This is a genomic window from Viridibacillus sp. FSL H8-0110, from assembly GCF_038003565.1.
Classification (GTDB): domain Bacteria; phylum Bacillota; class Bacilli; order Bacillales_A; family Planococcaceae; genus Viridibacillus; species Viridibacillus arenosi.
Window position 1 is genome coordinate 4,268,787 of the sequence record NZ_JBBOPJ010000001.1, and the last position, 25,485, is coordinate 4,294,271.

A 25,485-nucleotide genomic window follows, 5' to 3' on the forward strand; every position below is an offset into this window, starting at 1 on the left:
GAAACCAACATTATTTCATGAAACCTTTGTAGTGGCGTTTCACAAGTTGTGATTCTAATTGTTTCATCGTTTCCAGTGCAACACCGACAACGATTAGTAGACTAGTACCGCCAATTTGTGCCGATGATGGAAGCTTCGCAACATTAATGAAAATGATTGGAAGAATCGCAACAAGCGACAAGAAGATCGCACCTACAAACGTTAAGCGATATAAAACAGTTGTTAGATAATCTTGAGTGCTTTTACCTGGGCGAATACCCGGAATATAGGCACCTTGCTTTTTCAAATTATCTGCAACTTTTTCAGGATTCACTTGAACGAACGCATAGAAATATGCAAACGCAACAATTAACGCTACATAAATGATCATCCCAACTGGTTGAGAATAATCGAACGTTCTTTCAATGAACTGAGTTGCTTTATTATCTCCAAAGAAAGTTGCAATTGTTCTTGGCGTTACGATAAACGCAACAGCAAAGATTACTGGGATAACCCCAGCCGCATTTACTTTCAATGGTAAATGAGATTGTTGTGCACCTCTTTGAGCACCAGCACGTTTTGCATATTGAATAGGAATTTTACGCAACGCTTGTTGAACGTAAATGACACCTACAACAATCGCAAGAGCGGCCAATACAATAAGAGCCATCACGATTATACGGATGAATAATTGCTCTCCCGCATTCTCGAATTGTGAAGCATAAATTTGATTCACAGTGTTTGGCAATGCAGCTACGATACCTGCGAAGATGATAATGGAAATACCATTCCCAACACCTTTTTCAGTAATTTGCTCACCTAACCAAAGTAAAAATGCAGTACCAGCAGTTAACACAATCGCAATTGTTAAGTACGTCATAACACCCTCATCTTTAATCAATGAACCGCCGTACATACGGTTAAAACCGTAAGACATTGCGATTGATTGAATAAATGCAAGGATAATTGCGAAGTAACGTGTAAATTGAGCGATTTTACGTCGACCAACTTCACCTTGTTTTGACCACTCGGTGAACTTTTGGACAACATCCATTTGCAATAGCTGAACTATAATTGAAGCCGTAATGTATGGCATTATACCCATAGCAAAAATCGAGAAGTTTGACAAAGCTCCCCCACCAAATGTATTTAAAAAACCAACTAAACTATATTGATCAGTGGCTTTTAATACATTAGCGTCGACGTTTGGTACCGGTATAAACGTTCCAAGACGGAATACGACCAACATCAAAAGAGTGAAAATGATTTTATTTCTAATATCTCTCACGCGCATAAAGTTAGAGATTGTTTGAAACATTAAATCACCTCGATTTGTCCGCCAGCATTCTCAATTGCTTCTTTAGCAGAACCTGAGAATTTATGAGCTTTAACAGTAAGCTTTTTCTCAAGAGTTCCATTACCTAGAACTTTGATTCCAGCTTTCTCGTTGCTCACAACACCAGTTTCAATTAATAAAGCTGGTGTTACTTCTGTGCCGTCTTCAAAACGATTTAAAGCGTCAAGGTTTACGATAGCGTATTCTTTACGATTAATGTTCGTAAATCCACGTTTAGGTAAACGACGGAACAATGGGTTTTGACCGCCTTCAAATCCTGGACGAACGCCGCCGCCAGAACGAGCTTTTTGACCTTTATGCCCTCTACCAGAAGTTTTACCGTTACCAGAACCGATACCACGACCTACGCGGTTACGTTCTTTACGTGAACCTAAAGCTGGTTCTAACTCATGAAGTTTCATTTGGGTGGCACCTCCTTGTTATTGATTTTTGAATTAAATCTCTGTAACAGTAACTAAATGTGCTACTTTTGTGATCGCACCGCGAACAGCCACATTATCTGGATGTTCAACAGTATGATTTACTTTACGTAAGCCAAGCGCTTCGATTGTTTTACGTTGAGCAGGTTTAGTACCGATTAAACTTTTAGTAAGGGTAATTTGTAGTTTAGTTGACATATTATTTCCCCCCTTAACCTAATAGTTCTTCTACTGATTTACCGCGAAGTTTTGCAACTTCTTCAGCATGTTTAAGTTCAGATAAACCTCTAACAGTAGCGCGAACCATGTTAATTGGCGTATTTGAACCAAGTGATTTTGAAAGAATATCAGTGATACCAGCAAGCTCTAATACAGCACGAACTGGTCCACCAGCGATAACTCCTGTACCAGGAGCAGCAGGTTTAATCATGATGTTACCTGCACCGAAGCGACCCATGATTAAGTGTGGTGTTGTACCACCAACACGTGGAACTTCGATCAAGTTTTTCTTCGCATCTTCTACTGCTTTGCGAATTGCATCAGGTACTTCCTGAGCTTTACCTGTACCGAAACCAACATGGCCATTACGGTCTCCAACCACTACTAGTGCAGTGAAGCGGAAACGACGTCCACCTTTAACAACTTTAGCAACGCGGTTGATCGTAACAACGCGTTCTTCAAGTTCTAGTTTGTTTGCGTCAATGCGACTCATGAAATGTGTACCTCCTTCTTATTAAAATTCTAAACCATTTGCACGTGCAGCTTCAGCTAAAGCTTTAACACGTCCATGATATAAGTAACCACCACGGTCAAATACAACAGCTTTGATGTTTTTTTCCGCAGCGCCTTTAGCGATAGTTTCACCGATTTTTGTAGCAGCTTCTAAGTTACCAGCAGTTCCTTCAAACTCTTTATCCATAGTTGAAGCACTTACTAGTGTTAGGCCTTTAGAATCATCGATAATTTGTGCGTAAATGTGTTTGTTTGAACGGAATACGTTTAAACGTGGACATTCAGCAGTACCAGTAATTTTAGAACGCACGCGCGCATGACGTTTTTTACGAACTTGATTCTTATCTTGTTTCGTAATCACAGAGGTCACTCCTTTCTAATGCTTTAAGCAGCATTATTTACCTGTTTTACCTTCTTTACGACGAACGAATTCGCCTTCATAACGGATCCCTTTACCTTTATAAGGCTCTGGTGGACGCACTTGACGAATGTTAGAAGCAAGTGCTCCAACACGTTCTTTGCTAATCCCTTTAACGATAACTTTAGTGTTTGAAGGAACTTCTACAGTTACTCCCTCTTCAGGTGTGAACTCAACAGGATGTGAGTAACCTACGTTCAATACAAGTTTAGTTCCTTGTAATTGAGCACGGTAACCTACACCAACTAATTCAAGTGCACGTTCAAATCCTTCAGAAACACCAGTAATCATGTTTGCTAAAAGAGCACGAGTTGTACCATGGTTAGTACGGTGGTCTTTTGACTCAGAAGGACGAGATACTGTAATCACGTTACCTTCTTGTTCAATTTTCATATCTTTGTTAAAAGAGCGAACAAGTTCACCTTTTGGTCCTTTAACAGTTACTGTGTTGTCAGCAGCGACAGTTACAGTTACAGTAGCAGGTACCTCGATTGGTTTTTTACCTACGCGAGACATTTATGTTGCACCTCCATTCTTTTGTTGCTAATTACCAAACGTAAGCTAAGATTTCTCCGCCAACTTGTTTAGCGCGAGCTTCTTTATCAGTTAATAAACCGTTTGAAGTTGAAACTAAAGCGATTCCTAGTCCGTTCAACACTTTAGGTACTTCGTTAGTTTTCGCATAAACGCGTAAACCTGGTTTAGAAATACGTTTTAATCCTGTAATAACACGTTCGTTTTCTTGGCCATATTTTAAGAAGATACGGATGATACCTTGTTTGTCATCTTCTACATACTCAACGTCACGTACAAAACCTTCACGCTTAAGAATTTCAGCGATCTCTTTTTTGATATTAGAAGCCGGAACCTCTAATTTCTCGTGACGGACCATGTTAGCATTACGAATGCGTGTAAGCATATCTGCAATCGGATCTGTCATTGTCATTACATTTACCTCCTTCCCAAATTAGGGGATTACCAGCTGGCTTTTTTCACGCCAGGAATTTGTCCCTTATATGCAAGTTCTCGGAAACAAATACGGCAAAGTTTAAATTTGCGGTATACAGAGTGTGGACGCCCACAGCGTTCACAACGAGTGTATTCTTGCACTTTAAACTTTTGCGTGCGTTGTTGTTTAACGATCATTGATTTTTTAGCCACGTTTTCGCCCTCCTTGTTTTATTACTTTTGGAACGGCATACCGAATTGAGTTAGTAACTCGCGAGCTTCTTCATCAGAGTTCGCAGTAGTTACGATAACGATATCCATACCGCGTACTTTAGAAACTTTATCGTAGTCGATTTCTGGGAAGATTAATTGCTCTTTAATACCAAGAGTATAGTTACCGCGACCGTCAAATGCTTTTTTAGAAACACCACGGAAGTCACGTACACGTGGAAGAGAAACAGCGATTAGTTTATCCAAGAAGTCATACATACGCTCACCGCGTAATGTAACTTTCGCACCGATTGGCATTCCTTCACGAAGACGGAAACCTGCGATAGATTTTTTAGCTTTAGTAATAACAGGTTTTTGACCTGTAATTAATGCTAATTCTTCAACAGCTGAGTCAAGAACTTTAGAGTTTTGAACTGCGTCACCAACACCCATGTTAATAACGATTTTGTCAACTTTAGGAACTTGCATAACTGATGTATATTCAAACTTGCTCATAAGAGCAGGTGAAACCTCGTTTACAAATTTTTCTTTTAGGCGGCTCATGTGTTTGTACCTCCCTTCTCTATAACTTATTTATCGATTACTGCACCTGATTTTTTTGCTACACGAACTTTTTTGCCATCTTCGATTTTATAACCTACGCGAGTCGGCTCGCCAGATTTTGGATCGATTAGCATTACGTTCGAAACGTGAATTGCTGCCTCTTGGCTGACAATTCCACCTTGTGGGTTAACTTGGTTAGGTTTCACGTGTTTTTTGACGATGTTTACACCTTCAACTAGTACACGATCATTTTTAGGGAAAGCAGCAAGAATTACACCTGTTTTGCCTTTTTCTTTACCTGAAATAACCTTTACCTTGTCGCCTTTTTTAACATGCATTCTGTCGCACCTCCTTGATTGGCACTTTCATGAAAATTAAAGAACTTCCGGAGCTAAAGATACGATTTTCATGAAGCTGTTGTCACGTAATTCACGTGCTACAGGTCCGAAAATACGAGTTCCGCGTGGTGATTTGTCATCTTTGATGATTACACATGCGTTCTCATCGAATTTGATGTAAGTACCGTCTTTACGACGAACGCCGCTTTTCGTACGAACGATTACAGCTTTAACTACTTCACCCTTCTTGACAACGCCACCTGGTGTTGCTTTCTTGACAGTACATACGATTACATCACCGATGTTCGCAGTTTTACGTCCAGAACCACCAAGTACTTTGATAGTTAATACTTCTTTCGCACCTGAGTTGTCAGCAACTTTTAAACGGGTTTCTTGTTGGATCACTTAGGTTACCTCCCTTCGGACGTTGTTAGTTCCGAAATTTAATTAGATAATAACCGCTTTTTCTACTACTTCAACCAAACGGAAACGTTTAGTAGCTGATAGCGGACGAGTTTCCATAATGCGGACGATATCTCCAACTTTTGCTTCGTTGTTTTCATCATGCGCCTTGAATTTCTTAGAGTATTTTACACGTTTGCCATAAAGCTTATGCTTTTTGTGAGTTTCAATTAAAACTGAGATAGTTTTATCCATTTTATCTGAAACTACGCGGCCAGTGTAAACTTTGCGTTGGTTACGCTCAGTCATGCTGCAAACCTCCTTTATCAGTTATTTGCACTGATTTCTCTTTCACGAATCACAGTTTTCATACGCGCAATTGCTTTGCGTACTTCGCGGATGCGAGCTGTGTTTTCTAATTGACCAGTCGCCAATTGGAAGCGAAGGTTAAAAAGCTCTTCTTTCAGTGATTTTACTTTAGTTTCGATTTCTGCTGTTGTAAGTTCACGGATTTCATTAGCTTTCATTAGATTCACCACCAATTTCTTCACGTTTAACGATCTTACATTTCACAGGAAGCTTATGAGATGCTAAACGAAGTGCTTCACGAGAGATTTCCTCAGAAACGCCTCCGATTTCGAACATAATTTTTCCTGGTTTAACTACTGCTACCCATCCTTCAGGAGCACCTTTACCTGAACCCATACGCACTTCTAGAGGCTTTTTCGTATATGGTTTATGTGGGAAGATTTTAATCCAAACTTTACCGCCACGTTTCATGTAACGAGTCATCGCGATACGTGCAGCTTCGATTTGACGGTTAGTGATCCAGCTAGCTTCAGTTGCTTGTAAACCGAATTCGCCGAATGCAATTTCTTTACCGCCTTTCGCTTCTCCACGCATTTTTCCGCGGTGTACACGACGGTATTTTACGCGTTTTGGCAATAACATATTATTTGCCTCCTTCCTCAGAGTTCTTCTTCACTGGAAGGACTTCACCGCGGTAGATCCATACTTTAACACCTAATTTACCATAAGTAGTGTCAGCTTCTGCATGAGCATAATCAATGTCAGCACGAAGAGTATGAAGCGGAACAGTTCCTTCACTATAATGTTCAGCACGCGCAATATCAGCGCCGCCTAGACGACCAGATACTTGAGTTTTAATCCCTTTAGCGCCTGCACGCATTGTGCGTTGAATAGTTTGTTTTTGTGCACGACGGAATGATACACGGTTTTCTAATTGGCGAGCAATGTTTTCTGCAACCAATTTAGCGTCAAGATCCGCACGTTTGATTTCAACAATATTGATGTGAACGCGTTTACCAGTGATTTTGCCAAGGTTTTTACGAAGTGATTCCACTTCAGTACCGCCCTTACCAATAACCATACCTGGTTTCGCAGTGTGAATTGTAATATTAACACGGTTTGCAGCGCGTTCGATTTCTACTTTAGAAACTGAAGCTTCTTTTAAGCTTGTTTCAATGTATTTACGTACTTTAATGTCTTCATGAAGTAAAGTAGCGTACTCTTTTTCAGCGTACCATCTAGATTCCCAATCACGAATGACACCAACACGTAATCCTATTGGATGTACTTTTTGACCCACGTATTATCCCTCCTTCTTCTCAGATACCACTAGAGTAATGTGGCTTGTACGTTTGTTAATTGCGCTTGCACGTCCTTGTGCGCGTGGACGGAAACGTTTTAACGTTGGACCTTCATCAACGAATACTTCTGAAATAACTAGGTTATTTACATCTAAATCATAGTTATGTTCAGCATTTGCAACTGCAGATTTTAGTACTTTTTCAACTACAGGAGACGCTGCTCTTGGAGTGTGACGTAAAATTGCAACCGCTTCGCCAATTTGCTTGCCTCGGATTAAATCAACCACTAAGCGGACTTTACGAGGAGCAATGCGAACTGTGCGAGCAATAGCTTTAGCTTCTTGCATCAGGATTTACCTCCCCTCATATTAGCGTACTGATGTTTTCTTATCATCTGCACCATGACCTTTATATGTGCGTGTTGGTGCGAACTCACCTAGTTTATGACCTACCATATCTTCAGTCACGTATACAGGAACATGTTTACGTCCATCATATACAGCGATAGTTAGTCCGATAAAGTTCGGGAAGATAGTAGAACGGCGAGACCAAGTCTTGATAACTTGTTTTTTCTCAGAAGCCTCTTGTGCTTCCACTTTTTTCATTAAGTGGTCATCTACAAAAGGTCCTTTTTTCAAGCTGCGACCCATATTGGAGCCTCCCTCCGTGATCCCACTACGGTTCTTTCAACGAACCGCAGTCTAATCACTTTATTTTTTACGACGACGAATGATAAGTTTGTCGGATTTGTTTTTCTTGTTACGAGTTTTATAACCAAGAGCTGGTTTACCCCATGGTGTCATTGGTGATTTACGTCCGATTGGAGAACGTCCTTCACCACCACCGTGTGGGTGATCGTTCGGGTTCATTACAGATCCACGTACAGTTGGGCGTTTGCCTAACCAACGAGTACGACCTGCTTTACCGATGTTGATTAATTCGTGTTGTTCGTTACCAACTTGACCGATTGTAGCACGGCAAGTAGCAAGAATCATGCGAACTTCGCCAGATTGAAGACGAACTATTACGTATTTACCCTCTTTACCAAGGATTTGAGCTGATGTACCAGCAGAACGTACTAATTGTCCACCTTTACCAGGTTTCATTTCGATGTTATGGATTGTAGTACCCATTGGAATATTTTCAAGTGGTAACGCGTTACCTACTTTAATATCAACATCTGCACCTGAAATAATTGTCATTCCTACAACTAGACCTTTAGGTGCTAGGATGTAGCGTTTTTCACCATCTGCATAATTAATTAATGCGATGTTTGCAGAACGGTTTGGATCATATTCGATAGTAGCAACGCGTCCTGGAATGCCATCTTTCAAACGTTTGAAATCGATGACACGATATTGGCGTTTATGGCCACCACCATTATGACGAACAGTGATTTTACCTTGGTTATTACGACCAGCTTTGCGTTTAGTCGGCTCTAACAATGATTTCTCAGGCTTGTTAGTTGTGATTTCAGCAAAGTCAGATGACGTCATGTTACGACGACCATTTGAGGTAGGCTTATACTTTTTAATCGCCATTTGAGTTCCCTCCTTCTTTATTGTTCAATTATGAACGAAAATTACATTTCGAATAATTCGATTTCGTTGCCAGCAACTAATTTAACGATTGCTTTACGGCGTTTGTTTGTATAACCACCGAATTTACCTACGCGTTTGTATTTACCTTTGTAGTTCATGATGTTTACTTTCTCAACTTTAACACCAAAGATAGATTCAACAGCGTCTTTAACTTCAGTTTTGTTGGCACGAGTGTCAACTTCAAATGTATATTTGTTTTCTGCCATTAGTTCTGAAGAACGCTCAGTAATGACAGGACGTTTTAAAATATCACGTGCTTCCATTAACCAAGCACCTCCTCAACTTTTTCTACAGCAGCTTTAGTGAAAACTACTTTTTCGTGACCTAAAAGATCAAGAACGTTAATACCAGCAGCTGGTACAACAGTAACGCCTTGGATGTTACGAGCAGATAATGCTACGTTTTCATCTAAATTAGCAGTTACGAATAATGCTTTAGATTCGATTGAAAGATCTTTAAGAACTTTTACGAAATCTTTAGTTTTTGGTGCGTCTAGTTTAAGAGCATCTAATACTAAGAAATTAGTTTCTAATACTTTAGCAGATAGAGCTGATTTAAGAGCTAAACGACGTACTTTTTTCGGTAGTTTGTAGCTATAGCTACGAGGTACTGGACCGAATACTACACCACCACCACGCCATTGTGGAGAGCGAATAGAACCTTGACGAGCACGGCCTGTTCCTTTTTGCTTCCATGGTTTACGACCACCACCAGCAACTTCAGAACGGTTTTTTACTTTATGGTTACCTTGACGTAATGAAGCGCGTTGAGCGATTACTGCGTCGAATAACACGTTTTGGTTTGGTTCAATTCCGAAGATTGCATCGTTTAATTCGATTTCACCAACAGAAGAACCCGTTTGACTAAGCAAAGATACTTTTGTCATTCCTGTTTCCTCCTTTCTTCGGTAAGTTAGTTAGCTTTAATAGCAGCTTTTACTGTTACTAATGCTTTACGAGAACCAGGAACATTACCTTTAATAAGTAGTAAGTTGCGTTCAACGTCAACTTTTACGATTTCTAAGTTTTGGATTGTAACAACTCCGCCACCCATTTGACCAGGTAATTTCTTTTGTTTGAATACGCGGTTCGGAGCAACTGGACCCATTGAACCAGGACGACGGTGGTAACGAGAACCGTGGGACATAGGACCACGAGATTGTCCGTGGCGTTTAATAACACCTTGGAAACCTTTACCCTTAGTAACACCTGTTACATCTACTACATCGCCTTCTGCGAAAATTTCAACTTTGACTTCTTGACCAACCTCGTACTCAGCTAAGTTTACATCGCGGATTTCGCGGATGAAGCGCTTAGGAGCAGTGCTTGCTTTAGCTACGTGTCCTTTTTCAGGTTTGTTAGAAAGCTTTTCACGCTTATCTTCGAAACCGATTTGGATCGCTTCGTAACCATCTGTATCAACTGATTTCTTTTGAAGAACTACGTTTGGAGTAGCTTCAACTACAGTTACAGGAATTAAATCACCGTTCTCAGCAAAAACTTGCGTCATACCGATTTTTCTACCTAAGATTCCTTTGGTCATTTGTCACACCTCCTGTGATTATTGTTTTTCTATTTTCATTTTTACCATTAAAGTTTGATTTCAATATCAACGCCAGATGGTAAATCAAGTTTCATTAACGCGTCAACAGTTTGTGGTGTTGGGTTAACGATATCGATCAGACGTTTATGAGTACGCATCTCGAATTGCTCACGAGAATCTTTGTACTTATGCACGGCACGCAGAATTGTGTACACCGATTTTTCAGTTGGAAGTGGAATCGGACCTGATACACTTGCACCTGAACGTTTAGCAGTTTCCACAATTTTCTCAGCAGATTGATCAAGAATTCTATGATCATATGCTTTCAAACGGATACGGATCTTTTGTTTTGCCATTATTTTCCCTCCTTTTCGCCTATTTCCTAGACATTCTCCACGGAAATTTCTCCGTCACACGCGCCATGGCAATGCGGCCGGGTGTGTCGGCAACCTCCCGCTTCATCGCAGTCGAAGACCAACATTTGATATTATACACATAAAAAAAAGAATAAGCAAGTCTTTTTGCTAAACTCTTTTCAATGTCACGTTTATTCTATGTTATCCTCATCTTTTGCTCTTCAGCAGATTCCAAGTATATAAAAAATACAGCTATATTGCAAATTATATGTAATAAAAAAGGATGCAATTCAATTCGAATTGCATCCTTACTATTATAAGAAAAATACACAAGCAATCCAGCCAAAGATGATGAGTGGAATATTTACGAAGATAAATGTTGGTACACATGTATCCCAAATATGATTGTGCTGACCGTCAACATTTAGACCCGCAGTTGGTCCGAGTGTCGTATCTGATGCAGGCGATCCAGCATCTCCTAAAGCACCTGCTGTTCCAATCAAACACATAATCGCTAATGGACTTAATCCTAGTTCAACAGATAACGGTACAAATAACGTCGCTATAATTGGAATTGTTGCAAAAGATGAACCTATCCCCATCGTCACGATTAAACCAATAATTAGCATTACCAATACCGCTAAGCTAGTATTACCTTCTAAAATACTTAATGAACTGTTAATAAGGCTATCTATATCTCCTGTTGCATTTATAACAGATGCAAAGCCGTTTGCTGCAATCATAACAAATCCGATAAATGACATCATGCGCATTCCATCTGTTAAAACTTCATCCGCTTCTCTCCATTTTAAAGCTCCAGTAACGTACATAATGGTAATACCTGCAAATGCACCAACAATCATAGAATCAGTTGTAATCTGTGTATAGAGAGCTGCAATTAATGCAATGATAGTTGAAATAATCACTCTTTTGCTAACCTTTAGTTCTAAAGGAGATGTTTCAACACCCGCTTCTTCGTAGCGTCGAGGTTTACGATAGAAGAATAATGCAACAACTAAACCAATAAGCATACCTAACACCGGAATAGCCATTGCAATAGGAACATCACTTACGGATACTTCCATGCCAGCCTTCGTTACTTGAGTCGCTATAATCTCTTGGAAAATAGAACCGAATCCTGAAGGTACAAAACTATATGTGCCCACTAAACCAACTGCAATAATTGTTGAGATAATTCGGCGATCTACTTCAAGCATATTTAGGATTTTCAAAATTGGCGGAATTAATAACGGAATAAATGCTATATGAATCGGAATTAAGTTTTGAGAGAATACGGCCATTGCAAAAATTAAAAAGAAGATTAAAGCCTTCACTAATCCTTGTTTATTGCTTGCACCGTTTTTATTTAAAAGTTTCAGAATCGAAGCAATCATTAACTCTGGAATTCCTGTTTTTGAAATGGCGATTGCAAAACCACCTAATAATCCGTAACTCAAAGCTATTGTTGCCCCTGCACCTAACCCTTCTGTAAATGTTTCTACAGTTTTAGAAATTCCCATACCACTTGTTAGGCCACCTGCAAACGCACCTAATACAAGTGAAAGAACAACATTTATACGTAATAAGCTTAATATCAACATGACAGCTATCGCTATAATTACTGCATTCATAATTCACACTTCACTTTCATACTCTAGTTCTCTAGTTCGATAAAGTAATTATAAGTAGATTAATTATTAATGTCAATAAAAAAATCCCACATAAAGTAATACTCTACATGGGATTTTTTCTGTAATTATAAACTTTCATTTACAACTTTGCGGTAATACGTAACAGACAACAATGCAAATACCGAATAAAGTAACGCGTAAATACTCATTGTCAGAATTAATGGTGTTGTTAACTCTGTACCAAATAGCATCCAGCCTGATTTAACCGCAAAATAACTGTGTAGTAACCCAATTAGAAGTGGTACACCGAAGTTAAAAGCTTGCTTCATATAAATTCCCTTCATAATCTCTGACTTCGTAAAGCCGATTTTACGAAGAACTGTATAAGACTCTCTTTCATCTTCTGCATCGGACATTTGCTTGAAGTATAAAACACTGCCCGTTGCCAGTAAGAATGCGAGACCGAGGAATGCTGTAATGAAAATGACATTACCCCATAATTCTAATGCATCAGTTTTATTACCTTCCTGAGTCCATGCAAAAAATTGTTTTTCTTTCCCCTTTGTATCCTTTGTAGTGAATTTCCCACCATTGGTTGTCTTTATATATATTCCTTGAACCTTCTCCAAATCTTTTTCTTCAAATGAGTAACCTTCTTGCTCATACCAAATGGAGTTCTTCTGAATTTCGGAATCTGTTGATAACTTATCGAAATATTGGTCTGTTACAACAATAGCTGCACTACCATATGAAAGTTGACTTGTAATAATACCCGCCTTTTCAAGTCCGATCATTTTTAGTTTTGATTTGCCTTCTGTTGTATGCACAGTCATAGACTTACCAACTTCTAGAGGCATTAATTCTGCAAGCATACCGCTATATCCTACTAGATAAGCTTCACCCTCTTTTAAACTAGCTTTAGGGTAGACTTTCTTCATATCGCTTAACTTTGTCACTATGGAATCAAGTCGTATATTTTCTTTAATATCACTAGATATAGGTTTCTTCATCAAGCTTGAAATATCAATATCTACATTCAACAAGGAAAACTCATATTTTTTATAGATTATATTTTCATTGCTTAGGTGTTCTTCAAACATTTTATTTTGTTCATTTAAAGTTATGACATCAAATGGAACATATTGCTTAGCACTTGCACCTGCTGAGTAATACGCAATATAAGACAAGGACATAATAGCTAAAGCAACAGCAGTCATTACTGTAATAAGCGTTAAAGACTTCGCATTCCCTTTCATACGATGCATAATAGGCGTTAATGCCAATACGTCAGTTAATGATAAGTGCCCTTTCTTTCCTTTACGAATAATATTCATAATTAAAGATACTGAAAAACGGAAAACGAAGAAAGTCCCTGTAATAGTGGAAGCCAATATTATAATCATCTTTATTACTAACTGATTAATAGTGGCGGAATCAAAATCAAATAAATGTGCTGATTTATAATATCCAAAGGTAATTAATACTAAGCCTACTAGACCTAATAACATTTGAAACAATCCAAAACGTTTCACACGCGTATCACCCTTTTTACTTGCAGAAAACAAATCAAGTAAAGTTGAACGACGAATCACGAAAATAGTTTGAATGGTTATTACTATTAATAAAATTAAGAAAACAACAAGTGTTTGAAAAAGTGCCTGTGAAGAAAATGCAATTTCCACAAGTGCCTCTTTAGTAATTAGCTTTAATAGAATCATTGCAAATACCCGTGATGTTAAAAAACCAATACTTACGCCTATAGCCGTTGCACCAGACCATAACAGCATATTTTCAATTGATAATAGACGGACAACTACTCCCTTAGACATACCAATCAATTGATATAAACCAATTTCCTTACTTCTACGTTTCATAAATAAATGATTTGCGTAAATTACAAAAAACGTCACAATGAAAACTAACATAACCGAGGCAGCTTTAAACCCTGCTGTACCTGTTGGACTTTCCTTTGTCATTTCTAAAATACTTGGGTTAAATTGCAAAGTCACAAATGAAAAGTACAATGTCACACTAAAGATCAGCGCAAAAAAGTATAAATAATAGTGTGTAATATTCTTTTTCATACTTCTGAGTACAAGTTGACTAATCGTCATAACCGTCACCGCCTAAGACACCTTGCGTATTCATAATTTCTTGGAAGAACATTTTACGATTTTTTTCACCTTTATATAGCTCTGTATAGAGTTGGCCGTCTTTCAAGAACAATACTCGACTACAAAAACTTGCTGCCACTGGATCATGGGTAACCATCATAATTGTCACCCTTTGCTTTTCATTAATAGTAGCTAAGTTTTCTAGAAGAGCTGTAGCTGATTTTGAATCTAGTGCACCTGTTGGCTCATCCCCAAAAACGATGGACGGATTAGAAATGAGGGCACGTGCCGCAGATGTCCTTTGTTTTTGCCCACCCGATATTTCATTCGGATATTTATTAGCCAATTCACGTATATCTAATAAATCTGTTAATGTATTGAAGCGACTCTCAGCTTCAGATTTCGATACTTTACTAATAGATAGAGGTAGTAATATATTCTCTTTCACAGTTAATGTATCTAATAAGTTATAGTCTTGAAAGATAAAACCTAATTGTTCCCTGCGAAACTTCGATAGTTCTTTCTCTTTCATCTTCCTTAAATCATTACCGTCAATTTCTATGACACCTTCCGTCGCATTATCGATCGAACATAGAACATTTAACAAAGTCGTCTTTCCAGAACCTGATGGACCCATGATACCAACAAATTCTCCTTCATTAACCTCTATATCAATACCCTTCAAGACTTCTTGAGCAGTTAATTTACGTCCATATACTTTTTTAACTTTACGTGCTTTTAAAATAGCCATTACATTTCCTCCCTCTCGCTTATATGACCATTCTATAGAATTTTAAAAAAAGAATCGTTTGATTAACATGACAAACAAAAAGAGTAGGTGACATTTTCGTCATCTACTCATGATTTTAACGAACTCATTTTTCAAAGGAAAACGTAAGGAAAAGACTGTCCCGACGTTCTCTTCAGATTGTACAAATATTTGGATACCTAATTTTGATGCTGCATTTTTGGCCAAATATAACCCCATTCCAGTTGATGCAGTCTGATGTCGACCAATTTCACCGGTGAAAGACTTATTAAAAATGCGTGGCAAGTCAGCTTGGCTAATCCCTATACCTGAGTCTTTAATATATAGATATACATGACCGTCTAAATCCTTTGATGCGTATATCTGTATATCTGAATTATCATTACTATATTTCACTGCATTAGAAAGTAATTGACGTATAATAAAGGATGTCCATTTTTGATCAGTCAGTACTTCAGCATCAAGATTTTGAATATCAAAGCCAATACCTTTCTCAATACACCAAGTTTGCAAATTCTTAATCTCTCTCAGTATTGTTTGCCTAATCGATATTATCTCTATCCTGTTGTCATTCTCAATTGAAGAAAGTCTAATATGATGTAATTCTTGATCGAGTAGCAAATGAATTCTTAACCATTCAATTTCAAGACGTTTCTTTAAATTATTTTCTTCTAATGAGTCAATCAAAAGCTTCATCGCAGTTAAAGGTGTCTTCACTTCATGAATCCAGCCTAATGCTCTATCCTTATCTTCTGAAAACTCAACATGTACATTGTTTATTTGTTCTTGTCTTATTACTTCTACATTTTCAATCACATCGAAAAATACTGTTTCAAAACTCGATAATTTTTCTGAACGAGCAGGAAGAACACTTTCTATATCTAAATCATTTCCCAGGAAATGTTTCAGTCTACGAATTGATTTGGTCTCTTTTAAATATCGCCACATTAAAAACACTATAAATAAGACTGTATTAGTTAAATTAAGATAAACTGCTGATACACTAGATAATCCCACATCTAAAAAAAGCACTAAATTTAACCACAGCTGAATGACTATAAAAAAAAGAATCCACGACCTTCTTTCCTTAAGAAATATTAAAAACACTACAAATCAGACCTCCTTGGTAATAGCCATATAGCCCAGTCCTTTTTTTGTAAGAATAACATCTTCCAATCCAATTTCTTCAAGCTTTAAGCGCAAACGATTCACATTAACTGATAACGTATTGTCATTAACAAACCGTTCATCATCCCATAGCTTTCTCATTAATTCATCACGAGATACAATTTGATTTAAATGTTCAATTAAAATTCTTAAAATAAACAATTCATTTTTAGTTAATTCAACTAAACGTTCTTGTTGAAAAATGGTACCTCTTGAATAATCAATGGTAGCTCCATTCCATATTATCGTATGTAGTCTTTCTTGTTTATAATCGTACGTCCTCCTTACAAGGGCTTGTACTTTAGCTAACAGTACATCCATATTAAATGGTTTTTGTATAAAATCATCTGCGCCCATTTGCATAGCCATAACTTGGTCCATAGGATGGTCTCGTGAAGATAAAAAGATAATCGGCACTTTTGAAATATGGCGAATTTCACGACACCAGTGGAAACCATCAAATGCAGGCAACTGAATATCAATAACAACTAGTTGCGGAGTTGTATCATGAAAGCTTTCCATCACTTTTTGGAAATCCCCCGGTTTTGTAACTTCCATAGACCACTGACTGAATCTTTCTCGAATTATATCAAAAATAGCCTGATCATCTTCAATAATAAAAACTTTTATCATACATTCACCCTCTCCTACTATATTGTACAAGAAATAGCTCAAATAAAAAAAGTTTTCTCCAATAAAAGGGAAAACTTTAATAAATTTATAAACAAAAAAACCATCTCGTCGTCACGAGATGGTTTTAAAAAAAGTAATAGAAATTACTTAGTGATTGAAGCTACAACGCCAGCGCCTACAGTACGTCCACCCTCACGGATAGAGAACTTAGTACCTTCTTCAAGAGCGATAGGAGAGATTAAAGAAACAGTCATTTCGATGTTATCTCCAGGCATAACCATTTCTACGCCTTCAGGAAGATTACAAACACCAGTTACGTCAGTTGTACGGAAGTAGAACTGAGGACGGTAGTTTGAGAAGAATGGAGTATGACGTCCACCCTCTTCTTTAGAAAGAACATAAACTTCAGCTTTGAAGTCTGTGTGTGGAGTGATTGAACCTGGTTTAGCAAGTACTTGTCCACGTTGGATATCTTCACGAGCTACACCACGAAGAAGAGCACCAATGTTGTCTCCAGCTTCAGCGTAGTCTAATAATTTACGGAACATTTCAACACCTGTTACAGTTGTTTGTTTAGCTTCTTCAGCAATACCAACGATGTCTACTACGTCGCCGACTTTAACTTGACCACGTTCAACACGGCCAGTTGCAACTGTACCACGACCAGTGATAGAGAATACATCCTCTACTGGCATCATGAATGGTTTGTCAGTTTGACGTTCTGGAGTTGGGATATAAGAATCAACAGCATCCATTAATTCAACGATTTTTTCTTCCCATTCTGCTTCGCCTTCAAGAGCTTTAAGAGCAGAACCTTTAATTACAGGAAGATCATCGCCTGGGAAATCATATTCAGATAATAGGTCACGAACTTCCATTTCTACTAATTCAAGTAGTTCTTCGTCGTCAACCATATCACATTTGTTCATGAATACTACTAGGTATGGAACACCTACTTGACGAGATAAAAGGATGTGTTCACGAGTTTGTGGCATTGGACCATCAGCAGCAGATACTACTAAGATACCGCCATCCATTTGAGCAGCACCAGTGATCATGTTTTTAACATAATCGGCGTGTCCTGGGCAGTCTACGTGAGCGTAGTGACGAGTATCAGTTTCGTATTCTACGTGAGAAGTATTGATTGTGATACCACGTTCTTTTTCTTCTGGAGCGTTGTCGATATCAGCGTATGACTTAGCTTCTCCACCCATTTTTTTAGAAAGAACTGTAGCGATTGCAGCAGTTAAAGTTGTTTTACCATGGTCAACGTGTCCGATTGTACCAATGTTAGCATGCGTTTTAGAACGGTCAAATTTTTCTTTAGCCATTAGAAAATGCCTCCTCAATAATGTTTATAATTTTAGTTTTATAGTCATATATTTCAGAGAATAGGGCCCTATCCTCTTCCATATATAGCATACAAGTTATTTATACTTTAATTAGAGTGAAAATTCAACTTAGAAATTATTCACCTTTATTTTTTTTGATGATTTCGGCAGCAATTGATTTTGGCACTTCTTCATAATGATCAAATGTCATAGAGAATACACCGCGACCTTGTGTACCAGAACGTAAAGTTGTAGCATATCCGAACATTTCAGATAGTGGAACCATTGCACGAACTACTTGAGAGTTACCGCGAGCATCCATACCCTCAACGCGTCCGCGACGAGCAGTAATGTTACCCATGATATCACCAAGATATTCTTCTGGAATTACAACTTCAACTTTCATCATTGGTTCTAAGATAACAGCGTTACATTGTTTCGCAGCTTCTTTAAGAGCCATAGATGCAGCAATTTTGAACGCCATCTCATTCGAGTCAACGTCATGGTAAGAACCGAATACTAATTTCGCTTTAATGTCGATTAGTGGGTATCCAGCAACTACACCGCGGTCAAGAGAGTCACGAAGACCCTGTTCTACTGCAGGAATGTATTCACGAGGTACTACACCACCAACGATAGCGTTTTCGAATTCAAAGCCTTTACCTTCTTCATTTGGAGAGAACTCAATCGTAACATCTCCGTATTGTCCACGACCACCAGATTGGCGAGTGAATTTACCTTGAACTTTTGCAGAGCCACGGAATGTTTCACGGTAAGATACCATTGGAGCACCTACGTTAGCTTCTACTTTGAATTCACGGCGCATACGGTCAACTAAGATATCAAGGTGAAGCTCACCCATACCAGAGATGATTGTTTGACCAGTTTCAGTGTCAGTGTGAGCACGGAAAGTTGGATCTTCTTCTTGTAGTTTTTGTAAAGCTTGACCCATTTTATCTTGGTCTGCTTTAGATTTTGGTTCTACAGAAAGTGAGATTACTGGCTCAGGGAATTCCATTGATTCAAGAATAACTAGGTTTTTCTCGTCACATAGAGTATCACCAGTAGTAGTATCTTTAAGACCTACTGCTGCTGCGATGTCCCCAGCATACACTTTAGAGATTTCTTCACGAGAGTTAGCGTGCATTTGTAGGATACGACCTACGCGTTCACGTTTACCTTTAGAAGAGTTTTGTACGTATGAACCTGAATCTAATGTTCCAGAGTACACACGGAAGAAAGTTAATTTACCTACGAATGGGTCAGTCATAACTTTGAATGCAAGAGCTGAGAATGGCTCTTCATCAGAAGGATGACGTTCTAATTCCACGTCACCATCAATATCTGTACCTTTGATTGCTGGTACATCTAATGGAGATGGTAAGTAATCGATAACTGCATTTAACATAGGGCGTACGCCTTTGTGTTTGAATGCTGTACCACAGATTACTGGGTAAAATTCTACTGCGATCGTAGCACGACGGATAGCCGCTTTAAGTTCAGCAACAGTAATTTCTTCGCCTTCTAAATATTTTTCCATGATTTCTTCATCAACACTTGCAACAGCATCGATTAATTTCTCACGGTATTCTTCAGCTAGTTCGCGGTGTTCTTCAGGAATTTCTCCTTCAGTTACTGCTGTACCTTTTTCGTCGCCGTAGAAAGTAGCTTTCATTTCAACTAAGTCGATGATAGCAGAGAACTGATCTTCAGCGCCGATTGGTAATTGAACAGGGTGAGCGTTTGCTTGTAAACGCTCATGAAGAGTTCCTACAGAATATAAGAAATCCGCTCCTGTTTTATCCATTTTGTTAATGAATACAATACGTGGAACACCATATGTTGTAGCTTGACGCCAAACAGTTTCAGTTTGAGGCTCAACACCAGATTGAGCATCAAGTACTGTTACAGCACCGTCAAGTACGCGTAATGAACGTTCTACTTCTACAGTGAAGTCTACGTGTCCAGGAGTATCGATGATATTTACACGGTGGCCTTCCCATTGGGCTGTTGTTGCTGCAGAAGTGATTGTAATACCACGTTCTTGCTCTTGCTCCATCCAGTCCATTTGAGAAGCACCTTCATGAGTTTCACCGATTTTGTGAATCTTACCAGTGTAATAAAGGATACGCTCAGTTGTTGTTGTTTTACCAGCATCAATGTGAGCCATGATCCCAATATTACGAGTATTCTCAAGTGAGAATTCGCGTTTCATAGGAAATTTCTCCTTCCATATTGGGGTTAAGCCGATTTTATATTACCAACGGTAGTGAGCAAATGCTTTATTTGCTTCTGCCATTTTGTGCATATCTTCACGTTTTTTAACTGACGCACCAGTGTTGTTAGAAGCATCTAAAATTTCGTTAGCTAGACGTTCTTCCATAGTTTTTTCGCCACGAAGACGAGAGTAGTTTACTAGGTAACGAAGACCAAGAGTTGTACGACGTTCTGGACGTACTTCTACTGGTACTTGATAGTTAGTACCACCTACACGGCGAGCACGAACTTCAAGAACTGGCATTACGTTGTTTAATGCAGCTTCAAATACTTCAATTGGATTGTTACCAGAACGTTCTTTAACTAATTCGAACGCACCGTATAAAATCTTTTGAGAAGTACCTCTTTTACCATCTACCATCATTTTATTAATTAAACGAGTTACTAGTTTTGAATTATAAATTGGATCTGGTAACACGTCACGTTTGGAAACAGGACCTTTACGAGGCATGTGTTTTCCTCCTTTCGATTAGAGCTTGAATTTTATTTATTTTTTTTCTTTTGGTCTTTTAGCACCATATAGAGAACGAGATTGCATACGGCCAGATACTGCAGCAGTATCAAGCGCACCACGAACGATGTGATAACGTACACCTGGTAAATCTTTTACACGACCTCCACGAATAAGTACAACACTGTGTTCTTGTAAGTTGTGGCCTTCACCAGGAATATAAGCGTTAACCTCAATTTGGTTTGTTAAACGTACACGAGCGTATTTACGTAACGCTGAGTTAGGTTTTTTAGGTGTCATTGTACCAACACGTGTACAAACACCGCGTTTTTGTGGTGAGTTAACATCAGTTAGAGCTTTTTGGAAGCTGTTATAACTTTTGTTTAACGCAGGTGAGTTTGATTTCTTACTTTTGGATTGGCGAGGCTTACGTACTAATTGGTTAATTGTAGGCATCGGTTTTTCCTCCCTTCATATCTTCAGTTTAAATCCACACATCCAGGTGGTTCATTTTTAGGTAAAAAACAAAGTCTTTGTGTATCATACACAAAAACCATCATTCAGTAATTGCAACAACTGCAGCACCTACTTGAATTCCGCAGGCTCTACCAAGTTCTTTTTTCGAGTCTACAAATACAATGGGAATACCATTTTTTTGTGCTAATTGCACCGCATGCGTGGTAATTCGATCATCTGCATTTAGAGCAACGAAAATTTCAGTAACATGACCAGTATATATTGCTTTTACTGCTTGCTTAGTACCGATGATTGTTTTTTTAGCCTTTTTGACTTTTTCATAAGACATTTGCATATCCTCCGAAATGATAGACAATCAACTATCAACCTAAAATATATTATCATTCAAAGTATTTATTGTCAATTAAAATCATAAAAATTCCGAGAAGAAGCGAAAAACGCTTCTTCCCGGATCATTTTATTAATCAGCAAACGCTGGTTCAGCATCTTCAATTTCGCTGTCCTCAATTTTGATTTGGCGATAACGTTGCATACCTGTACCAGCAGGAACAAGTTTACCTAGGATTACATTTTCTTTCAGTCCTAGAAGTTCATCACGCTTACCTTTAATAGCTGCATCCGTTAACACACGAGTTGTTTCTTGGAATGATGCTGCAGATAAGAATGATTCAGTTTCAAGAGAAGCTTTAGTGATACCAAGGATAAGAGGACGACATGTTGCTGGAAGTTTCCCATTTAACAACGCCTCTGCATTGGCTTCAGAGAATTGGTGAATATCAAGTAACGAGCCTGGAAGAACATCTGTTTCACCAGCTTCAATTACACGCACTTTACGAAGCATTTGGCGAACCATTACTTCGATATGTTTGTCTCCAATTTCTACACCTTGCATACGATATACTTTTTGAACTTCTTTCAATAAGTATTCTTGAACTGTTGCTACATCAGTTACTTTAATCAATTCTTTTGGATCGATAGAACCTTCAGTAAGCGTTTGTCCGTGGTGAACTTGATCGTTAACTTGTACTATAATACGACCATTGTACGGAGCCAAATATTTACGAGTTTCTACTGTACCTTGAATTGTAATTTCTTTTTGACCTTCACGAATTTCGTCAATGTCAACTACAGTACCTGCGATTTCCGTAATAACCGCTTGACCTTTAGGGTTACGCGCTTCGAAAATCTCTTGGATACGTGGAAGACCTTGTGTAATATCGCTACTTGCTACCCCACCTGTATGGAAAGTACGCATTGTTAACTGTGTACCTGGCTCACCGATAGATTGAGCTGCGATAATACCAACTGCTTCGCCGACTTCAACTTTATCACCAGTCGCTAAGTTCATGCCGTAACATTTTTTACATACACCATGTTTAGTGTTACATGTAAATGCTGAGCGGATTGTTACTTCTTCAATTCCTGCTTCAATTACTTTACGAGCTAGTTCTGGTGTTACTAATGCATTTCTTTCAACCATAACTTCATTTGTTTCTGGATGACGAATTGTTTTCTTAACATAACGGCCAAGAATACGTTCTTCAAGAGCTTCGATTACTTCTGTACCCTCTTTTAATGAACCTATTGTTAAACCACGGTCAGTACCACAGTCATCTTCGCGTACAATAACATCTTGTGCTACGTCAACTAGACGACGAGTAAGGTAACCTGAATCGGCCGTTTTAAGTGCTGTATCGGTAAGACCTTTACGAGCACCATGTGTAGAGATGAAGTATTCCAATACTGTTAAACCTTCACGGAATGAAGACTTGATTGGAAGTTCGATAATACGACCAGCTGGATTGGCCATCAGACCACGCATACCAGCAAGTTGAGTAAAGTTAGATGCATTACCACGGGCACCAGAGTCACTCATCATGAAGATAGGGTTAAAGCTATCTAATGACTTCATAAGTTTCTCTTGGATTACGTCTTTCGCTGCACTCCAATAAGAGATTACACGATCGTAACGTTCTTCTTCTGTAATTAAACCACGACGGAACTGTTTCAATACTTTATCAACTTTTTCTTGAGCTTCTTCAAGAATCTCTTGTTTGTCTGGTAATACTAGGATATCTGAGATCCCGATTGTAATACCAGCTCTAGTTGCATATTTGAATCCAAGATCTTTAAGACGGTCAAGCATTTTAGAAGTTTCAGTAATGTGGAAGTTAGCAAATACTTCAGCAATAACTTTACCTAAATAGCTCTTCGTAAATGGTTTAACTGGATCAACTTCTGATAAATATTTTTTAACATCAGTATTTGTAGGAACAAAATATTTAGCTGGTGTTTCAACTTGCAAGTTAGTAATCGTTGGTTCATTAATGTACGGGAATGATTCCGGTAAAATTTCATTAAATATTACCTTACCAACTGAAGTTAATAACAACTTGCTATTTTGTTCTTCCGTAAATGTTTGATTATTCAATGATGAAGCTTTAATAGCGATACGTGTATGCAAGTGGACTTCATGGTTTTCATAAGCAACCATTAATTCTTCAGGACCATAGAATACAGCGCCTTCGCCTCGAGCCCCTTTACGTTCAAGAGTTAGATAGTAGTTACCTAGTACCATATCTTGAGATGGTGTAACAACTGGCTTACCATCTTTAGGGTTCAAGATATTTTGAGCTGCAAGCATTAATAAACGTGCTTCCGCTTGTGCTTCTGCTGATAGAGGAACATGGACCGCCATTTGGTCACCATCAAAGTCAGCGTTATATGCTGTACATACTAATGGGTGCAGACGGATTGCTTTCCCTTCAACTAAAGTCGGTTCGAAAGCTTGAATACCAAGTCTGTGAAGAGTCGGTGCACGGTTAAGTAATACTGGGTGTTCACGGATGATGTCTTCTAAAACATCCCATACTTCGTAGTGCATACGTTCAATTTTACGTTTTGCCGATTTAATATTGTGCGCAAGACCGCGCTCAACAAGTTCTTTCATAACGAAAGGTTTAAACAATTCGATTGCCATTTCTTTCGGTAAACCGCATTGATACATTTTCAAGCTAGGTCCTACAACGATTACAGAACGACCTGAATAGTCAACACGTTTACCAAGTAAGTTTTGACGGAAACGACCTTGTTTACCTTTTAACATATGAGAAAGAGATTTTAATGGACGGTTACCTGGACCAGTTACTGGACGGCCACGACGACCATTATCGATTAAAGCATCTACCGCTTCTTGAAGCATACGTTTTTCGTTTTGAACGATAATACCAGGTGCTCCAAGATCAAGAAGACGTTTTAAACGGTTGTTACGGTTAATAACTCGACGATATAAGTCATTCAAGTCACTTGTTGCAAAACGGCCACCATCTAATTGCACCATTGGACGAAGCTCTGGTGGAATAACAGGTAGTACGTCTAAAATCATCCAATCTGGACGGTTACCAGAATGACGGAATGACTCAACAACTTCTAAACGTTTAATTGCACGAGTACGGCGTTGACCTTGTGCAGTTTTAAGTTCTTCTTTTAAAGATTCTGTTTCTTTATCAAGATCGATTTCTTGTAAAAGACGTTTAATTGCTTCAGCGCCCATTGCAGCTTGGAATGTATTGCCGTATTTTTCACGATACGCGCGATATTCTTTTTCTGAAAGCAATTGTTTTTTCTCAAGTGCAGTATCGCCAGGCTCTACTACAACATAAGAAGCGAAGTAGATTACTTCTTCTAATGCACGTGGAGACATATCTAAAATAAGCCCCATACGGCTTGGAATTCCTTTGAAATACCAAATGTGTGAGACTGGAGCAGCTAATTCAATATGACCCATGCGCTCACGACGTACTTTTGCACGTGTTACTTCAACTCCACAACGATCACAAACTACACCTTTATAGCGTACACGTTTGTACTTACCGCAGTGACATTCCCAGTCCTTTGTAGGTCCGAAAATTCGTTCACAGAACAAACCATCTTTTTCTGGTTTGAGTGTACGATAGTTAATAGTTTCTGGTTTTTTTACTTCTCCATAAGACCATGAGCGGATTTTATCAGGTGAAGCTAAACCAATTTTCATATACTCAAAATTATTAACGTCTATCAAGGAGCCTACCTCCCTTTAGTATGAAGTCTTTTCGACTTTATTCTTAGCTCGACGATTGATTTAATGATAATTGGAAAGCTGGACAAGCCCTAATGGACC

33 protein-coding genes are annotated in these 25,485 nt (G+C 38.5%); all 33 read right to left on the reverse strand.

Annotated features, from left to right (window positions below; translation table 11 throughout):
* Positions 1-10 precede the first annotated feature (10 nt).
* The 33 genes from secY to rpoC all read right to left on the reverse strand — a co-directional run bounded on the left by secY (position 11) and on the right by rpoC (position 25,386).
* Complete coding sequence (secY, locus tag MHH98_RS21100) at positions 11-1,297, reverse strand: preprotein translocase subunit SecY (RefSeq protein ID WP_038179104.1); 1,287 nt, start codon at positions 1,295-1,297, stop codon at positions 11-13.
* The gene (gene rplO / locus MHH98_RS21105) at positions 1,297-1,737 is read right to left on the reverse strand and encodes a 50S ribosomal protein L15 (RefSeq protein ID WP_038179103.1); all 441 of its coding nucleotides are present in this window, start codon (positions 1,735-1,737) and stop codon (positions 1,297-1,299) included. The genes secY and rplO overlap by 1 nt, the downstream gene beginning before the upstream one ends.
* 33 nt (positions 1,738-1,770) lie before the next feature.
* Complete coding sequence (gene rpmD / locus MHH98_RS21110; protein ID WP_038179101.1) at positions 1,771-1,953, reverse strand: 50S ribosomal protein L30; 183 nt, start codon at positions 1,951-1,953, stop codon at positions 1,771-1,773.
* A gap of 13 nt (positions 1,954-1,966) precedes the next feature.
* Positions 1,967-2,467 carry a 30S ribosomal protein S5 gene (gene rpsE / locus MHH98_RS21115; protein WP_038179099.1) on the reverse strand — a complete coding sequence of 167 codons (501 nt, stop codon included), beginning with the start codon at positions 2,465-2,467 and terminating at the stop codon, positions 1,967-1,969.
* A gap of 21 nt (positions 2,468-2,488) precedes the next feature.
* A complete protein-coding gene (gene rplR, locus MHH98_RS21120) occupies positions 2,489-2,848 on the reverse strand; it encodes a 50S ribosomal protein L18 (RefSeq protein WP_038179097.1) in 360 nt (119 codons plus the stop codon).
* Positions 2,849-2,881: 33 nt separating this feature from the next.
* Positions 2,882-3,421 (reverse strand): 50S ribosomal protein L6, encoded by a 540-nt coding sequence (rplF, locus tag MHH98_RS21125; protein ID WP_038179095.1) that lies wholly within the window; start codon positions 3,419-3,421, stop codon positions 2,882-2,884.
* A 31-nt stretch (positions 3,422-3,452) separates the two neighbouring features.
* Positions 3,453-3,851 carry a 30S ribosomal protein S8 gene (rpsH, locus tag MHH98_RS21130; RefSeq protein ID WP_038179093.1) on the reverse strand — a complete coding sequence of 133 codons (399 nt, stop codon included), beginning with the start codon at positions 3,849-3,851 and terminating at the stop codon, positions 3,453-3,455.
* Positions 3,852-3,880: 29 nt separating this feature from the next.
* The gene (gene rpsN / locus MHH98_RS21135) at positions 3,881-4,066 is read right to left on the reverse strand and encodes a 30S ribosomal protein S14 (RefSeq protein WP_008406949.1); all 186 of its coding nucleotides are present in this window, start codon (positions 4,064-4,066) and stop codon (positions 3,881-3,883) included.
* A 21-nt stretch (positions 4,067-4,087) separates the two neighbouring features.
* Positions 4,088-4,627, reverse strand: a complete 540-nt coding sequence (rplE, locus tag MHH98_RS21140; protein WP_038179089.1) for a 50S ribosomal protein L5 — start codon at positions 4,625-4,627, stop codon at positions 4,088-4,090.
* Positions 4,628-4,653: 26 nt separating this feature from the next.
* Positions 4,654-4,965 carry a 50S ribosomal protein L24 gene (gene rplX / locus MHH98_RS21145; RefSeq protein ID WP_038179088.1) on the reverse strand — a complete coding sequence of 104 codons (312 nt, stop codon included), beginning with the start codon at positions 4,963-4,965 and terminating at the stop codon, positions 4,654-4,656.
* Positions 4,966-5,001: 36 nt separating this feature from the next.
* Entirely contained in the window at positions 5,002-5,370 is a 369-nt protein-coding gene (gene rplN, locus MHH98_RS21150; RefSeq protein ID WP_038179086.1) for a 50S ribosomal protein L14, read from the reverse strand.
* Positions 5,371-5,412: 42 nt separating this feature from the next.
* Positions 5,413-5,676, reverse strand: coding sequence for a 30S ribosomal protein S17 (gene rpsQ / locus MHH98_RS21155; RefSeq protein WP_038179084.1), 264 nt, complete (start codon positions 5,674-5,676; stop codon positions 5,413-5,415).
* A 17-nt stretch (positions 5,677-5,693) separates the two neighbouring features.
* A complete protein-coding gene (gene rpmC, locus MHH98_RS21160; protein WP_038179082.1) occupies positions 5,694-5,894 on the reverse strand; it encodes a 50S ribosomal protein L29 in 201 nt (66 codons plus the stop codon).
* Entirely contained in the window at positions 5,884-6,318 is a 435-nt protein-coding gene (gene rplP, locus MHH98_RS21165; RefSeq protein WP_038179080.1) for a 50S ribosomal protein L16, read from the reverse strand. Before rplP ends, rpmC begins: the two co-directional genes overlap by 11 nt.
* 1 nt (position 6,319) lies before the next feature.
* Complete coding sequence (rpsC, locus tag MHH98_RS21170) at positions 6,320-6,976, reverse strand: 30S ribosomal protein S3 (protein WP_038179079.1); 657 nt, start codon at positions 6,974-6,976, stop codon at positions 6,320-6,322.
* Between the two features lie 3 nt (positions 6,977-6,979).
* Positions 6,980-7,324 (reverse strand): 50S ribosomal protein L22, encoded by a 345-nt coding sequence (gene rplV / locus MHH98_RS21175; protein ID WP_038179077.1) that lies wholly within the window; start codon positions 7,322-7,324, stop codon positions 6,980-6,982.
* 21 nt (positions 7,325-7,345) lie between these two features.
* Positions 7,346-7,627, reverse strand: coding sequence for a 30S ribosomal protein S19 (rpsS, locus tag MHH98_RS21180; RefSeq protein WP_038179075.1), 282 nt, complete (start codon positions 7,625-7,627; stop codon positions 7,346-7,348).
* A gap of 60 nt (positions 7,628-7,687) precedes the next feature.
* Positions 7,688-8,518, reverse strand: coding sequence for a 50S ribosomal protein L2 (gene rplB, locus MHH98_RS21185; RefSeq protein ID WP_038179073.1), 831 nt, complete (start codon positions 8,516-8,518; stop codon positions 7,688-7,690).
* Between the two features lie 41 nt (positions 8,519-8,559).
* On the reverse strand, positions 8,560-8,841 hold the full coding sequence (gene rplW / locus MHH98_RS21190) for a 50S ribosomal protein L23 (protein WP_038179071.1): 282 nt from the start codon (positions 8,839-8,841) through the stop codon (positions 8,560-8,562).
* Complete coding sequence (rplD, locus tag MHH98_RS21195) at positions 8,841-9,464, reverse strand: 50S ribosomal protein L4 (protein ID WP_038179069.1); 624 nt, start codon at positions 9,462-9,464, stop codon at positions 8,841-8,843. Before rplD ends, rplW begins: the two co-directional genes overlap by 1 nt.
* A gap of 26 nt (positions 9,465-9,490) precedes the next feature.
* Positions 9,491-10,120 carry a 50S ribosomal protein L3 gene (rplC, locus tag MHH98_RS21200; protein ID WP_038179068.1) on the reverse strand — a complete coding sequence of 210 codons (630 nt, stop codon included), beginning with the start codon at positions 10,118-10,120 and terminating at the stop codon, positions 9,491-9,493.
* Between the two features lie 47 nt (positions 10,121-10,167).
* Positions 10,168-10,476 (reverse strand): 30S ribosomal protein S10, encoded by a 309-nt coding sequence (rpsJ, locus tag MHH98_RS21205; protein ID WP_004233624.1) that lies wholly within the window; start codon positions 10,474-10,476, stop codon positions 10,168-10,170.
* Between the two features lie 314 nt (positions 10,477-10,790).
* Positions 10,791-12,107: a Na+/H+ antiporter family protein gene (locus MHH98_RS21210; protein WP_038179064.1), complete on the reverse strand. Its 1,317-nt coding sequence runs from the start codon at positions 12,105-12,107 to the stop codon at positions 10,791-10,793.
* 125 nt (positions 12,108-12,232) lie between these two features.
* Positions 12,233-14,221 (reverse strand): FtsX-like permease family protein, encoded by a 1,989-nt coding sequence (locus MHH98_RS21215; RefSeq protein ID WP_038179062.1) that lies wholly within the window; start codon positions 14,219-14,221, stop codon positions 12,233-12,235.
* Positions 14,211-14,972, reverse strand: coding sequence for an ABC transporter ATP-binding protein (locus MHH98_RS21220; protein ID WP_038179060.1), 762 nt, complete (start codon positions 14,970-14,972; stop codon positions 14,211-14,213). Before MHH98_RS21220 ends, MHH98_RS21215 begins: the two co-directional genes overlap by 11 nt.
* 99 nt (positions 14,973-15,071) lie before the next feature.
* A complete protein-coding gene (locus MHH98_RS21225; RefSeq protein ID WP_038179058.1) occupies positions 15,072-16,097 on the reverse strand; it encodes a sensor histidine kinase in 1,026 nt (341 codons plus the stop codon).
* A gap of 6 nt (positions 16,098-16,103) precedes the next feature.
* On the reverse strand, positions 16,104-16,787 hold the full coding sequence (locus tag MHH98_RS21230; RefSeq protein ID WP_038179189.1) for a response regulator transcription factor: 684 nt from the start codon (positions 16,785-16,787) through the stop codon (positions 16,104-16,106).
* A gap of 146 nt (positions 16,788-16,933) precedes the next feature.
* Positions 16,934-18,121 (reverse strand): elongation factor Tu, encoded by a 1,188-nt coding sequence (gene tuf / locus MHH98_RS21235; RefSeq protein WP_038179057.1) that lies wholly within the window; start codon positions 18,119-18,121, stop codon positions 16,934-16,936.
* A gap of 136 nt (positions 18,122-18,257) precedes the next feature.
* Positions 18,258-20,336: an elongation factor G gene (gene fusA, locus MHH98_RS21240; RefSeq protein WP_038179055.1), complete on the reverse strand. Its 2,079-nt coding sequence runs from the start codon at positions 20,334-20,336 to the stop codon at positions 18,258-18,260.
* A gap of 42 nt (positions 20,337-20,378) precedes the next feature.
* A complete protein-coding gene (gene rpsG, locus MHH98_RS21245; RefSeq protein ID WP_038179053.1) occupies positions 20,379-20,849 on the reverse strand; it encodes a 30S ribosomal protein S7 in 471 nt (156 codons plus the stop codon).
* A 36-nt stretch (positions 20,850-20,885) separates the two neighbouring features.
* Positions 20,886-21,305: a 30S ribosomal protein S12 gene (rpsL, locus tag MHH98_RS21250; protein WP_038179051.1), complete on the reverse strand. Its 420-nt coding sequence runs from the start codon at positions 21,303-21,305 to the stop codon at positions 20,886-20,888.
* 100 nt (positions 21,306-21,405) lie between these two features.
* Entirely contained in the window at positions 21,406-21,654 is a 249-nt protein-coding gene (locus MHH98_RS21255) for a ribosomal L7Ae/L30e/S12e/Gadd45 family protein (protein ID WP_038179049.1), read from the reverse strand.
* Between the two features lie 132 nt (positions 21,655-21,786).
* A complete protein-coding gene (gene rpoC, locus MHH98_RS21260) occupies positions 21,787-25,386 on the reverse strand; it encodes a DNA-directed RNA polymerase subunit beta' (protein ID WP_038179047.1) in 3,600 nt (1,199 codons plus the stop codon).
* Between the last annotated feature and the right edge of the window lie 99 nt (positions 25,387-25,485).

Coding starts and splice junctions, on each gene's coding strand:
- fusA (WP_038179055.1), bottom strand. CDS start 20,336: ATGAAACGCGAATTCTCACTTGAGAATACTCGTAATATTGGGATCATG.
- rpsH (WP_038179093.1), bottom strand. CDS start 3,851: ATGACAATGACAGATCCGATTGCAGATATGCTTACACGCATTCGTAAT.
- rpsL (WP_038179051.1), bottom strand. CDS start 21,305: ATGCCTACAATTAACCAATTAGTACGTAAGCCTCGCCAATCCAAAAGT.
- rplB (WP_038179073.1), bottom strand. CDS start 8,518: ATGGCGATTAAAAAGTATAAGCCTACCTCAAATGGTCGTCGTAACATG.
- rplP (WP_038179080.1), bottom strand. CDS start 6,318: ATGTTATTGCCAAAACGCGTAAAATACCGTCGTGTACACCGCGGAAAA.
- MHH98_RS21210 (WP_038179064.1), bottom strand. CDS start 12,107: ATGAATGCAGTAATTATAGCGATAGCTGTCATGTTGATATTAAGCTTA.
- rpmC (WP_038179082.1), bottom strand. CDS start 5,894: ATGAAAGCTAATGAAATCCGTGAACTTACAACAGCAGAAATCGAAACT.
- rplW (WP_038179071.1), bottom strand. CDS start 8,841: ATGGAAGCACGTGATATTTTAAAACGTCCTGTCATTACTGAGCGTTCT.
- rplE (WP_038179089.1), bottom strand. CDS start 4,627: ATGAGCCGCCTAAAAGAAAAATTTGTAAACGAGGTTTCACCTGCTCTT.
- secY (WP_038179104.1), bottom strand. CDS start 1,297: ATGTTTCAAACAATCTCTAACTTTATGCGCGTGAGAGATATTAGAAAT.
- rpsE (WP_038179099.1), bottom strand. CDS start 2,467: ATGAGTCGCATTGACGCAAACAAACTAGAACTTGAAGAACGCGTTGTT.
- rplO (WP_038179103.1), bottom strand. CDS start 1,737: ATGAAACTTCATGAGTTAGAACCAGCTTTAGGTTCACGTAAAGAACGT.
- rplD (WP_038179069.1), bottom strand. CDS start 9,464: ATGACAAAAGTATCTTTGCTTAGTCAAACGGGTTCTTCTGTTGGTGAA.
- MHH98_RS21220 (WP_038179060.1), bottom strand. CDS start 14,972: ATGGCTATTTTAAAAGCACGTAAAGTTAAAAAAGTATATGGACGTAAA.
- rpsQ (WP_038179084.1), bottom strand. CDS start 5,676: ATGACTGAGCGTAACCAACGCAAAGTTTACACTGGCCGCGTAGTTTCA.
- rpmD (WP_038179101.1), bottom strand. CDS start 1,953: ATGTCAACTAAACTACAAATTACCCTTACTAAAAGTTTAATCGGTACT.
- rpsJ (WP_004233624.1), bottom strand. CDS start 10,476: ATGGCAAAACAAAAGATCCGTATCCGTTTGAAAGCATATGATCATAGA.
- rplC (WP_038179068.1), bottom strand. CDS start 10,120: ATGACCAAAGGAATCTTAGGTAGAAAAATCGGTATGACGCAAGTTTTT.
- rplF (WP_038179095.1), bottom strand. CDS start 3,421: ATGTCTCGCGTAGGTAAAAAACCAATCGAGGTACCTGCTACTGTAACT.
- rpsG (WP_038179053.1), bottom strand. CDS start 20,849: ATGCCTCGTAAAGGTCCTGTTTCCAAACGTGACGTGTTACCAGATCCA.
- rpsS (WP_038179075.1), bottom strand. CDS start 7,627: ATGGGTCGCAGCTTGAAAAAAGGACCTTTTGTAGATGACCACTTAATG.
- MHH98_RS21255 (WP_038179049.1), bottom strand. CDS start 21,654: ATGTCTTATGAAAAAGTCAAAAAGGCTAAAAAAACAATCATCGGTACT.
- rplV (WP_038179077.1), bottom strand. CDS start 7,324: ATGCAAGAAGCTAAAGCTATTGCTCGCACAGTTCGCATTGCTCCTCGT.
- tuf (WP_038179057.1), bottom strand. CDS start 18,121: ATGGCTAAAGAAAAATTTGACCGTTCTAAAACGCATGCTAACATTGGT.
- MHH98_RS21215 (WP_038179062.1), bottom strand. CDS start 14,221: ATGACGATTAGTCAACTTGTACTCAGAAGTATGAAAAAGAATATTACA.
- rplX (WP_038179088.1), bottom strand. CDS start 4,965: ATGCATGTTAAAAAAGGCGACAAGGTAAAGGTTATTTCAGGTAAAGAA.